9 protein-coding genes are annotated in these 12,065 nt (G+C 70.2%); 3 read left to right on the top strand and 6 right to left on the bottom strand.

Annotation, left to right across the window (positions count from 1 at the left end):
* On the bottom strand, positions 1 to 312 hold a 312-nt coding region (locus ABZZ22_RS04795; RefSeq protein WP_354927350.1), incomplete at its 3' end, for an aldehyde dehydrogenase family protein.
* Positions 313 to 411: 99 nt separating this feature from the next.
* Between ABZZ22_RS04795 and ABZZ22_RS04800 the strand changes: the two genes are divergently transcribed.
* On the top strand, positions 412 to 1,065 hold the full coding sequence (locus tag ABZZ22_RS04800; RefSeq protein WP_354927352.1) for a TetR/AcrR family transcriptional regulator: 654 nt from the start codon (positions 412 to 414) through the stop codon (positions 1,063 to 1,065).
* 3 nt (positions 1,066 to 1,068) lie between these two features.
* On the opposite strand, the gene ABZZ22_RS04805 is transcribed toward ABZZ22_RS04800, so the two are convergent.
* Both ABZZ22_RS04805 and ABZZ22_RS04810 read right to left on the bottom strand, forming a co-directional pair.
* Positions 1,069 to 1,674, bottom strand: coding sequence for a hypothetical protein (locus ABZZ22_RS04805; RefSeq protein WP_354927354.1), 606 nt, complete (start codon positions 1,672 to 1,674; stop codon positions 1,069 to 1,071).
* Between the two features lie 73 nt (positions 1,675 to 1,747).
* On the bottom strand, positions 1,748 to 2,950 hold the full coding sequence (locus tag ABZZ22_RS04810) for an MFS transporter (RefSeq protein ID WP_354927356.1): 1,203 nt from the start codon (positions 2,948 to 2,950) through the stop codon (positions 1,748 to 1,750).
* Between the two features lie 48 nt (positions 2,951 to 2,998).
* Here ABZZ22_RS04810 and ABZZ22_RS04815 point away from each other — a divergent pair, with 48 nt between their 5' ends.
* Positions 2,999 to 3,655, top strand: coding sequence for an FCD domain-containing protein (locus ABZZ22_RS04815; protein WP_354927358.1), 657 nt, complete (start codon positions 2,999 to 3,001; stop codon positions 3,653 to 3,655).
* Positions 3,656 to 3,999: 344 nt separating this feature from the next.
* Here ABZZ22_RS04815 and ABZZ22_RS04820 read toward each other — a convergent pair whose 3' ends face one another.
* Complete coding sequence (locus ABZZ22_RS04820; RefSeq protein ID WP_354927360.1) at positions 4,000 to 6,141, bottom strand: hypothetical protein; 2,142 nt, start codon at positions 6,139 to 6,141, stop codon at positions 4,000 to 4,002.
* Positions 6,142 to 6,227: 86 nt separating this feature from the next.
* Entirely contained in the window at positions 6,228 to 7,079 is an 852-nt protein-coding gene (locus ABZZ22_RS04825; protein ID WP_354927362.1) for an SGNH/GDSL hydrolase family protein, read from the bottom strand.
* A 145-nt stretch (positions 7,080 to 7,224) separates the two neighbouring features.
* Here ABZZ22_RS04825 and ABZZ22_RS04830 point away from each other — a divergent pair, with 145 nt between their 5' ends.
* Positions 7,225 to 8,406: a helix-turn-helix domain-containing protein gene (locus ABZZ22_RS04830; RefSeq protein ID WP_354927364.1), complete on the top strand. Its 1,182-nt coding sequence runs from the start codon at positions 7,225 to 7,227 to the stop codon at positions 8,404 to 8,406.
* 25 nt (positions 8,407 to 8,431) lie between these two features.
* Here the strand turns inward: ABZZ22_RS04830 and ABZZ22_RS04835 are convergent, their stop codons facing one another.
* Positions 8,432 to 12,046: a TIM-barrel domain-containing protein gene (locus tag ABZZ22_RS04835; RefSeq protein WP_354927366.1), complete on the bottom strand. Its 3,615-nt coding sequence runs from the start codon at positions 12,044 to 12,046 to the stop codon at positions 8,432 to 8,434.
* Positions 12,047 to 12,065 lie beyond the last annotated feature (19 nt).

A 12,065-nucleotide genomic window follows, 5' to 3' on the forward strand; every position in this document is an offset into this window, starting at 1 on the left:
GAGCGAGTCCAGCACCGCCAGCTCGGCGGCGTGGTCGGCGAGGAGATCGGCGAAGCGGAGCATCCGCTCCCGGCGGAATGCGACCCCGGCCCGCGACCAGCCGCCGTCGTCGTACGCGGCCCTCGCCGCACGCACGGCGGCGTCGACGCCAGCCTCGCCCGCGTCGGCGACCTCGGCGAGCAGCGCGCCGGAGGCGGGGTTGCGGTTCTCGAAGGAACCCTCCGCGGTGTCGATGGAGCAGCCGCCAACGAACGGCCGGGTCGGGAGTCGGACCTCTGCGGCGAGCTCTCGCCAGTCCTGGTGGGTACGCACAAGCAAGTCCTTTCTTTGCGCTTCACCGCAAATATGAGCCTCGCCACACCAGGTGTCAATCGTTCGCCCGCAGATTTCACATACGCGTTACGGTTGAGCATGGCTCGACGCAAGGACCAGGCCGCTCGGCGCGAACATCTGACCGCGGCAACGCTGACCGTGATCGCCACCCACGGCTTGGCCGGCGCCACGATGAAGAACATCGCCGCGGAGGCCGGCATCTCACCGCGCCTGATCGCCTACTACTACCCCGAGCTCGACGGCCTCATCGAGGCCGCCCACCAGGCCGCGACCGACCGCTACTACTGGTCCCGGCAGCGGGCGATCGAAGGCGACCTGTCCCCCACCGAGAAGCTCGGACGCCTGATGTACTCCGGTCTTCCCCGAGGTGAGGACCTCCTGCTGAGCCAGGTCCTCGACGAGATCTCGGTCAACGCGAGCCGCAGCCCGATGCACGCGACCCTGATGACGCTGCTCTTCGACCGCGAGGTCTCGCTCTACACCGCCGTGCTCGAGGTCGGCCGCGCGACCGACGTCTTCGCGCTCACCGACTCGGCCGAGGCGATCGCCCGCAACTTCGTGGCCCTCGAGGACGCCTTCGGCCTGCACCTGCTCGCCCACAACTCGTCGCTGACCTTGGAGCGGGCCGAGCAGCAGCTGGCCAGCTACGCCCACGCCGCACTCGGCGTCCGGGTATCCCCGATCGACCCTGAGTTGCCCAAGAACGCAAAGAACTCCCGCGTGCGGCCCTGATCCTCAGGCGCGCCTGCGTGTCAACGCCTCGACACCCCAGCAGGCGAGGCAGCCGAGCAGCGTGATGACCACGGTCGGGACGACCGCGACCAGGTCATAGATGAAGATCTCGCCAGATAGCGCCCGGTAGAGGCGCCACGACCACTCCAGCCAAGCGAACATCAGCACGGCCGGCACGATCAGACCGATCAGCCACAGGAAGCCCGTGCGCCGGGCAACGCCCCACGCGGCCACCAGGCACACCGTGATGAAGACCGCCAGGAAGCGGACCAGCCACAGCCACCATTCCTCGTGGGGCGGCTCGAACGAGCCCCGTGCCCGGAGGAAGTCAGCGACCAGCCAGTAGCAGTCGAAGAGCCATCCCGGGACCAGCAGGAGCGGCGCGGTGAGCCGGCGCAGGAGTGTCCGCCCGCGCCAGACCAGCATCGCCGCGTACGTCAGGTAGGTCAGCGTGAACAGCACGCCCTCGACCGCGAACTCCTCGGGGTAGCCGATCTTCCAGCGGATCTGGCTCAGGACCACCAGGCGCACGATCTCGGCCGCGATGACGATGACCGCCGCCAGGGCGGAGAGCCCGACCCGGTCCGGCTTCTCAGCGGTGGCGGTCATGCCCTGCAGTATCGCCGATCGTCGCGGTGCGCGCCTGAGGAACCGCCGTGTCGGCGACCGCGAAGCCGACGGCTCAGTCCTCTGTCCGGGCTCCGATGACGACGGGACGGCCCGCGACGTACCCGGCGCAGACCTGGACGGCCGCGAGGCCCAGCAGGAGCGCGATCGGCACCGACCACGAGCCGGTCGACTCGCGCAGCAGCCCGACGACGAACGGGCCGCCGGCCGCGAACAGGTAGCCGATGCTCTGCGCCATCGAGGACAGCGCGGTGGTGCCGGCGGTCGTCGCGGTGCGGATGCTGAACAGGGTCAGGGTGACCGGGAAGACCGCACCACCGACGCCGAGCAGCACCGCCCAGAGCCAGGCACCCGTGACGGGAGCAAGGAGGAGACCGGCGAACCCGACCGCCAGCAGCGCGGTCAGCACGGCGACCAGGTGACCCTGCGACGAGGCGCGGATCGCGAGCGTGGGCGCCAGGAAGTAGACCGGCACGCCGACCAGGATGCTCACCGCGAGCAGCAGCCCTGCCGTCGCGTGCCCGAAGCCGGCGTCGGCATAGATGCTCGGCAGCCAGCTCATCACGACATACGCGAACAGCGACTGGGTGCCGAAGAGGAGCGTGACGGCCCACGCCACCGGCTCCCGCCACAACGAGACCCGCGCGCGGCCTCCGCTGCGCAGCTCGCGTTCGCGCAGATACGGCAGCCACGCGACCAGAGCCACGACGGCGAGCACCGCCCAGACGCCGAGGCCGACCCGCCAGCTTCCGGCCGCGTGGGCGATCGGCACGGTGACCCCGGCGGCGATCGCCGCACCCAGCGACATCACCGCGCTGTAGGCGCCGGTGACCGCGCCGACCCGGTTCGGGAAGCCCTCCTTGACCACGGCCGGCAGCAGCACGTTGGCGAGCGCGATGCCCGCACACGCGACGAACGTGCCGACGAGCAGGAGCCAGGGGTCGCCGATCACCCGGACCAGCAGCCCGGCCGCCAGCAAGCCGAGCGCGACCCCGATGCCGCGATGCACGCCTAGCCGGCGGGCGAGCGTCATGCCGGTCGCACCGACGACCGCGAAGCACAGCACCGGCAGCGAGGTCAGGAAGGACTTGGTGCCGCCCGAGAGCCCGTCGAGCCCGTCGAGGAGGGCACCGAGGGAGGTGATGCCCCCACGCAGGTTCGCGGCCACCAGCAGGACCGCGACGAGCAGCCACACCGTCGACCGCGCGGCTGTGTTCGACGACGAGGACTCGGGGCGGGACTGGAGTCGGGAGGTCACACCCCCTAGGATGCCAGACGTCGGATGATTGGATGAAAGGACGGCATCGTGCCGCTCTCCACCACCACTTCTCGCTCCCTGGTCGACCAGGCGATCGACGGGATGCGTGAACTGCTCGCCGACGGCGAGTGGACCGTCGGCACCCGCATCCCGCCCGAGCCCGAGCTGGCCGCGGCGCTCGGCGTCAGCCGCAACACCGTGCGTGAGGCGGTGCGGGCACTGGCCCACACCGGCGTGCTGGAGGTGCGACGCGGAGACGGGACGTACGTCTCCGCCTCCAACGAGGTGGCGGCGATGATGCGGCGCAGGCTCGGCCGGGTCGACCTGCGGCACGTCCTCGAGGTCCGCCACGCGATCGAGACCCAGGCAGCGGCGCTGGCCGCCGTGCGGCGCACCGAGGACGACCTGCGAGCGCTGACCGCCCTCATGGAGCGGCGCGCGGCGGCCGTCGCGGCCAAGGACGCCGACGCCTTCGCCGACGCCGACACGGAGTTCCACCTCGGCGTGGTCACCGCGACCCACAACCCGCTCCTCATCGAGCTCTACGCGGGCTTCGAGGGCACCTTGCGCACGATGATCCACCTCGACGACGAGACAGTCGATCTCGCCGACGAGCACGTCGCCGTCTTCGACGCCATCCGCGCCCAGGACCCCGGCGCCGCCGCGGCCGCCGTCACCGGCCTCCTCCACACGCTCGCCCGCTGACGCCCGATAGCGACCCAGGACGATCCAGAGGTGCTCAGGGTCAACCCTGGGGAGGGCTATCCGAGCCTGGTTCGGACTACCCTCCCCAGGTTCAACGCCCTAGGTTCTCCCGCCCGGCATTCTGCGCTCGGAGCACGTCAATCCGATGCAGCGTTGTCGCGAAGGTTCGCAGCAGCTCTTTGGCGATCCTGAGGACGTCGGAACGCTCGTCCCTCGGGAACGCGTGCAACAGCGTCGTAGGCATCCACTCATCGCCGACCGGAAGTAGCCGCGCCGCGACATAGTCACCGCGACGGAGCCCGGACGAGGCGAACTTGTTCGTGCGGCCCCCGGCGCCGGCTCCGTCAGCTGGCCGGTAGGTCGACTCGGATGAACGTCGGCCGATACAGGAGCGGGTTGCGCAGGACGGCACCGAAGTCGGTGCTGTTGCGGCTGTAGGACACGATCACCGAACCGGGCTCCTCGAGGATGTCGGGGTGGGCCAGCGGCATGTAGCGGAGCTCGCCACGTGCCACTCCGGAGGGAAGGGTGCCGACCGGTGGTCGCGCCCGGAACGGGCCGGTCGGCGACGACGAGGTCCAGAAGACCAGGTTCTCTCCCAGGAACTCACCGCTCTTGCTGAACGCATACCAGCGCCCGTCGCGCTCGAAGACGCTCAGCGTCTGAGAGACGCCATCGGTCACGGGGATCAGCTCGCTCGAGGCGCTGGCGCGTTTGGTCCAGCCGGTGCCGTCCCAGTAGGTCCAGCGGTCGGGGTCGGCGACATGGTCCGGCGCGACGCGGGCGACGTGCAGGGCGAAGCCGGTGCCGAACGGCGGGTCGGGCTCGCGGGCGGTGCCGTAGAGGTAGAGCCACTCCCCCGACACCGCCGCCGCGGCGCCCCACATCGGCCGGCGCGTGTCGGCGTCGTCGGCACCGATGTCGGTCACCGCGATCAGCTGCGGGATTCCCCCGTCCGGGACCACGAACTGGGCGATGGCCGGCCCCAGCGCCTCGAAGCCGAACACGTCGTCGGAGTCGGTCGTACGGACCCGTTGCGCGGCCACGACGACGAGCGTGTGTCCCGGCTTGTCGAGCGAGGTCACCGACATCGGCCAGTAGCCCACACCATCGTCCCGGTCGGGGATGATCGCACCGCCGGACTCCGGGAGGACGACGCGCAGACAGTCGGGCTCGACGAGCAGCATCGAGTTGCGTACGAAACCGGCGCCGGAGAAGTCCTTGCCCCGCAGAGTGTCACCGAACATCCAGATGCTCCGCTCATCGCCCAGCTCGGCGCTCACCCCGACGTCGCCGCCCTGGAGCGCCGGCTCGGCGCGCAGCCGGGTGATCCGGTTGAGGTCGTCGACGTCCTCGACGGGACCCGATGGGACACACTGGGTGGTCGAGGCGAGGCTGGCCAGCGGGCGCGGCACGGCGTCGCTGTGCAGCGCGGAGGTCACCGCGGTCGCGAGCACGGTCAGGCAGGTGGCCGAGGCCAGGACCAGGCCGAGGTTCCGCCGCCACGAGCGCACCGACACGAGCGCGACCTCGCGCTCGACGTCGACTCGGACCAGCCACCGGATCGCCACGAGGACGATCAGACCGAGCAGCGCCGACCCCACGATGGTCACCACCGGTTGGGTGATGTGGGTGCGACCGGCCCCGGTCGCTGCCCACGTCAGGGACTCGCCCGCCCCGGCGATCGTCCATCGGGAGCCGATCGCCCACGGATCCGCGAGAAGCAGGCGGTCGCGGGCGAGGAGGAGGGGTACGGGCCCGGCGACGATCACCGTCGCCGCGAGCAGCAACCCCGGCAGTCCGCCGACGATCTCGCAGGCGAAGGTCAGGGCACCCGCGGCGAGGACCATGGCGGCGAGGACCGTCGCCATGAGCATCCGCTCCCCCGCCGGCGCTGGCGCGGCGAGCGACCAGCCCCAGATGCCCGCTCCCACCGTCAGCGCGGCGAGGGCGGTCAGCCGCGCCAGGAGTCGAGGCAGCGTACGCGCGAACGGGCCCCACACGAGCGAGACGACGCACACCAGCAGGAAGCCCGCCAGCGCGGTCGCGAAGGTGACCCACGACGACGGCCGGCCCTCGAGCCGATCGGGCGGCTCGGCGAGCACGACCGTACGTCCCCGGGTCTTCTCGATCCGCTCGACGTCGGCCTGGATCGCGTGAGCGAGCGCGGGCCGGTGTGCCGTGGCCAGACACAGCTCGTCCTGGGTGCCGGTCAGGTCGATGTCGAGCACCGCAACGACGTCCCCGCTCTCCAGCAGCTCCGCCGCCTCGGCTCGGTCGTCGACCGCGCCCGCCGAGAACGGGCTCCCCGGCACGGCGTTCACCTGCTTGACGAGGGGCGCGGTGACGACATCGGGGCCCACCAGGACCACCGGAGCCTCGTGGAGCTCTCCGGAGTCGGCGCGGAGGCCGGTGACGATCCAGCCCAGGGCGATCAGCACGAGGACAGCGCAGAGCACGACCTCACGCCGACTTCCTGGTCGCACCGCTCACCGCCCTTCCCGGCTACACAGCTCATCTCCTGGGCTGATGTAGCAGCGCGACGGGCATCATAGGCGGTGGGACGACGGCCTCAATCTCTGATCGCTCCTGCCACGATCGCGCCGCCTTCCCTGTTCCCGAGGGCATTGGGATGGTAGGGCGCGGCCTGGCTCGTCGGGATCAGGCCCTCGACCCACTTGGCTTCAACAGGAGCACAGACGCCGTGGTCCCGGCTCGGGGTCGCCAGATCGATGTAGCCGGCTCCGTTGTCAGCGGCTACCGCGGAGAGCTTGGCGTTGAGGCGGTCGAAGATGCTCTGGAGCCACGCTGCGTCGATCGCCCAGATCGGGTCGACGGGATAGCAGCCGGAGGTCCCCCAGTAGGTGAGATAGCTGACGAGATGAACGTCCGCGCCCGGCGCCCTGGTGTGGACCGACTGCACCGCGTCGGCGATCCGCTTACCGACGGTGTCGATCTGGCTCGTGTAGCTGTCGGGTTGATAGCTGGAGCAGGCGATGCCGTGCGGTGCCGGCAGGGGTTGCATGCAGCTCGGGACGAGCACGCCGAGGTTCAGGTCGTTCGCGCCGATGGTGATCGTGACGATGTCGGTGCCGGGTCCGACCGCGTCCAGCTGCGGCGCCATGTAGCCGAAGCGCCGTCCGGTGAGGTCGGCCGTCGTCGCACCCGAACAGGTGACGTCGGTGAGCGAGGCGCCGATCGTCCGCGCCGCGACCGAGGGCCAGTTGTCGTCGGATCTCAGACAGTCCCAGCTGTTCTGGGTCGTGACCAGGGGGCCCGCCGCCTGGGAGTCGCCGAGCGCGACCATGGTCGGCGGATCAGCCGCGGCACCGTCGTACGCCATCGCCGGAGCCGTTTGCGCTCCGATCACGACCGCGGCCGTTGCCAGCACCCCGCCAGCGCGGAGTCGAAGTCTCTTTTCCATCACCATGCACTTCCTCTCGACAGACGCCATTGCCCACCAGGAATGATGGAGCACAAACGACCCACCGTCCGGTGGGCGATTCAACCAAGTGGATCGGGACGATGTTGTGATGCGTCACAATGAGCCACAGTTGGGCGGACTGCGTGTGTCCGCACTTCTCGAGCGCGACCACGCTTTCCTGGTGGGCGCGGTCCTCGATGATCTGGTCCAGCACGTCCCCGGCTACGACCGCCTGCCACAGGAACTCATCGACGGGGACGTACGCGCCGTGGTGGACCACGCTCTCCGGCTCTTCCCCGCGACTCTCGCGGGCGGTCCTTCAGCCGAGGAGCTGTCGCGTCTCACCGAGTCCGCCGCCCTTCGCGCCGATGAGGGCGTACCCATGGAGATGGTGATGGCCGCGTATCACCGTGGCGCGCGGGTCGCGCTCGACCACTGCTTTGCCGAAGCACGGCCGGAGGAGCTCGACGACGCCCGCATCATCGCGGTCGCCCTCTTCGACTACCTCGAGAAGCTCACCACGGCAGTGGCCGCCGGGTTCACGGCGCACGGAAGGACGGTTCTGGCCGAGCAGGCCGACGTACGACAGCGTCTCCTGGCCGCTCTGCTCGCCGGCGAGGGCTTCCACGAGGCCGCGGGACCGGCCGAGATGGCACACGCCGACACCTGGCTGGTGGTACGCGTGAGTGTCGGCGCCCATCCCGACGAGGCCGATCCGATGATCGCCCCCGGGGTTGCCGGACGTCGAAAGCTACGTCGCCTTCGGACCGAGATCGACCGCCACTACGCAGACCCGGTTCTCTGGCAGCCCTCGCTCGACGGCGGATTGCTGCTCATCCCCCAGCCCGACCTGGACCGACTACGAAACGTACTCCGTGCCGCACGTCGGCTGGCCGGCGCGCCGTTGTGGGCCGCAGCGACGCGTGCCGCACCCGAAGAGGTGGCCGCCGCCGCGCCGCTCTGCCACGAGATCATCGACGTCGTCCTCGCCACCGGCCGGCCCGAAGGTGTCTACGAGCTCGCGGATGTCGCTCTCGACTATCAGCTGCGGCAGGCGTCACCGGCCCGGTCGGTGCTGGCCGGCCTGTTGGCCACCCTCGACGAGCACCCGGAGCTGCACCGCACTCTGGAGGTCCACCAGCGTACGGGCATGAACCGGCGCCGCTCGGCCACCGAGCTCCAGGTCCATCCGAACACGATCGACAATCGGCTACGCCGTATCGCCCAGCTCACCGGTCTCGACCCGACCAGGCCCGACCATCTCCCGACCATCCAAGCGGCGCTCATCGCACGCGCAGCGATCCGAGGGCAGCAAGGTCGAAGGTGACCTGCTGCCGCTCGGATCGCGTCGGCTAGTTCGGGGTGGCCTTCCAGCGCTGTGCCCCGACCGCCGTGTCGGTCTGCTGTACGACCAGCCCGCCGGCACCGGCGGCCAGGCTGAGACCGCTGTGCTTGGCCGAGACCTTCAGCGCCGCACCGTCGGCCGCGATCACCCAGCGTTGGTTGGGCGTGCCGGTGCAGGTGTACTCCACGACCGGGTCACCGCTCGTCTTCGAGCTGTAGGCGACGTCGGCGCACAGACCGGTGCCGGCGTTCTTCAGCTGGTAGCTGCCGTCGTCCTCGTTCCGGGTGACCACCCACTTCTGCGACGCCGCCGCCCCGACGGCCGAGGTGGTCAGCTGACCGTTGCTGGTCCCGGTCGCCGCGTCGAGCGCAAGCCCTGAGGCGACGTTGCCCAGCGAGTACTGGCCGTCGACCAGGGCCGGAGGTACGACCTCCTCCTCGCCGACCGTCATCGCGAACACGTGCACCGCGGCGTTGGCGGGGAGCGTGACCGCCGCGATCTCCTTGGCCGGGTCGGTTCGCAAGGTCTTGGTGAACAGGCGATAGGAGACCGTCGGGTAAGCCGGGCCGTCCTGGGTGTTCTTCCCCAGCGTGGTGACGGCGACCTTGGCGCCGTAGCTGTCGGTGGCCGCACAGCACCAGTTGGGGAAGCCGAGCGTGCCGGTGCCGGAGGTGCCGTCTGTGTAGTGCACCGTCGCCTTCTCGGCTGCCGAGAGGCTGGTGCCGGTCCCCAGGAACGCCAGCGCATTGCCCCGACCGCTGATCCGGATGGTCTCGCCGCCGGAGGCGACGTTGTCCTTGGTGCCCGGCGCCGAGTTCGGCCAGGTGAAGTCGAACCCGTTCGCGCTCACGGTCGCGCCGGGAGTGACGCCCTTCTCGGCGAGCTTGTCGGCGAGGAAGCTGCTGCCTCCGCCGTCGATGTCACCCGGCTCGGGATCCTCGGCCCTGGTGACACCCACGTTGTTGAACGCCGAGGCCAGGTCCGGGTGGGCGACCGTGGTCGTGGCCGAGTCCGTCACGGCGTACGTCCGGTCGTGGGTCACGTAGGTTGCGGTCGCGTCGATCTTGACCCGGCCGGGTGAGGCGTCCGCCGGTGGCGTGATGCTGAATGTCGCGGTGCGGGAGGCACCGGGCGCGAGAGACCCCGACACAGCAGCGCCCGGGCGTACGTCCCAGCCCTCGGGGGCCTTGGCCGTGATCGACTCGAGCTGGACGCGGGAGTCGGTCTCGTTGGTGAAGGTGGCGCTGACCTCCGCGGCCTCACCGGCGACCGCGATCGCGGGAGCGGCGGCGTCGAGGCTCACGTTGCGGTCGCCCGGGTGGCCACCACCGACCGCCGAGGACCCGTTCAGCGTGACGACCGCCGACGCGGAGGTGGACAGCTTCCCGGTCTTGACCTGCGTGATGCCCGTGGCGGAGTCGTGGAACCATCCGGTCGCCGCGTCTTCCAGCGCCTTCTTCGAGCCCCGCTGCGGCAGCTCGGCGCCGTCCAGCACCACGCTTCCGGGCTCTGAGTCGGCGTGCACGCTGAGCCCGTACTCGCGCGAGCTGGGCTTGCCGGCGTAGGAGCCGTCCACCTCACCCAGCCGCACCACCACGCGGCCGCGGCCTTGCTCGGGCGCGTCGACCTGGAACTCCTGGGTGGCGGACTCGCCCGAGGCGTGCGCCTGGCTGCGCCCGTCGTCCTCGTAGTTCACGAAGGACGAGGATCCCTGCGGGTAGATGTCCAGATCGAGACGGCCCGACTTCTTGCCCTGCTGCCAGTCGAGCGTGCCCTCGGGGAACTGCGGCACCACCGCGCCGGCGCGTACGAAGAGCGGCAGCGTGTCCAGCGGGGCCTTGTAGCCGTCGATCGTCTTCGGTCCCTGGTGGACCCGCCCGCTCCAGTAGTCGACCCAGGTCCCTTCGGGGAGGTAGATCCCGTCGCGGGTGGTGGAGTCCTCGTAGACCGGGGCGACCAGGAAGTCGTCGCCGGCGAGGAACTCGTACTTGACGTCGTCGCCCCAGGTCTTCGGGTCCTGGGGGTAGTTGAGGTAGAGCGGCTTGACCGCGCCCACGCCGTTGCGGTTGGCCCTCATCGTGTGCGTGTAGAAGTAGGGCAGCAGCCGCTCGTGCAGGCTCAGGTACTTTCGGTTGATCGAGGTGTACGGCTCGCCGTAGCGCCACGGCTGCTTGTCGGAGGCGGCCCACCCGCTCATCAGGTAGGTCATCGGCAGGAACATCTTCCACTGCATGTCGCGGACGTACGTCTCCGCGCTGCCGCCGAAGATGCCGTCGACGTCGCCGGTGGCGAGGTGCTGGCCGGACATGGTGGAGCCGGCGTACGTCGGGATCTGCCAGCGGATGTAGTCCCAGCTGCCGGACTGGTCGCCGCTCCACACCGCGGCACAGCGCTGGGTGCCGGCCCAGCCCTCGACGGTGAGGACGGTCGAGCGGTCGGCGCTGTTGGTCTCGATGCCGTCGCGGGCCTGCTCGCAGGCGTCGAGCGCGAAGCGGTAGCCCGGTCCTACCCAGGCGACGTCGGTCTTGCGGACGCGTACGCCGGCCTTGACCTCGGCCTCCTGCTCGGTCAGGTCGTCCTCGGTCCACAGGCCCAGCTCGGCGCCGTGGTCCGTCAGCATGTCACCGGTCTCGGCCAGGTCCTCATAGCCGCAGCCGTAACCGTCGTTGACCAGCATCCAGCCCAGCGGCATGTCGTGCTCGGCGTAGCCCTCGGCGATCGCGGTCGAGTCGCGCAGGGTCTCGCGCTCGCCACGGTTGGCGTTGTGGAGGTAGCAGTCGGCGTCGCCGACCTCCAGGGCGTACATCGGCACCGCGACCGGCCGGCCGGTCAGCTCCGTGTAGGAGTCGATGACTCGCTCGGCGTCGCCGACGAAGTAGTAGGCGTCGAAGCGCTGCTCGTCGTGGGTGGTCGTGGTCGGCGCCCCGAAGTCGTAGCTGCCGGCGGCGAAGGTGTTGCGCAGCACCCCGTAGCCGCGGGAGGAGACGTAGAACGGCACCGCGTTCGGGTTGCCGCCGTCGTTCCAGTTGAAGTCGCGCGAGATCTTGATGGTCTCGCCGCGGTGGCTGAACCGGCCGTTCTGCATGCCGCCGCCGAAGAACTGTTCCTCAGGACCGCGCTGCAGGTGCTGCGCGGTGCTCTTGTCGTCCCAGGTCAGCGGCGAGGCCTCCGCCATCAGCACCTTTCCCTCCGGATCGGTGAGGCGCAGGGTGATCGGCTGCTTGGTGACGGTGAGCACGGCCTTGGCGGTGCTGATGACGTACGCCGCGTCGCTCTCCTTCACGTTTGTCTGCCCGCCGGGGTAGTCGCGCTTGACGACGATGTCCGCGTCGGGAGCGCCTGGCTCGGCGGGGTCGTCGTTGGCCGGGTCGTCGAACTCGCCGTTCGGGGCCAGGCGTACGCGCACCATGTCGGTGTCCTCGAAGGTCACGCGCAGCGCGGCCTCGCCGGACTCGAAGGTGTAGCTGTCGCCGTCGCGCTCGAAGCCGGTCACGTCGCCGAGCTCGCTCTTCGCCTCAGCGTTCGTCTCGGCCGCCGCCGAGCTCACCGGGCTGAGCGCGACCAGTGCGGCGGCCAGCGCGACTCCCGAGACCAGTAAACGTCGGGTTGATTGATTGAACATGATCGCATCACGCCCTAAT

Source organism: Nocardioides sp. NPDC006273 (genome assembly GCF_040613495.1).
Lineage (GTDB): Bacteria > Actinomycetota > Actinomycetes > Propionibacteriales > Nocardioidaceae > Nocardioides.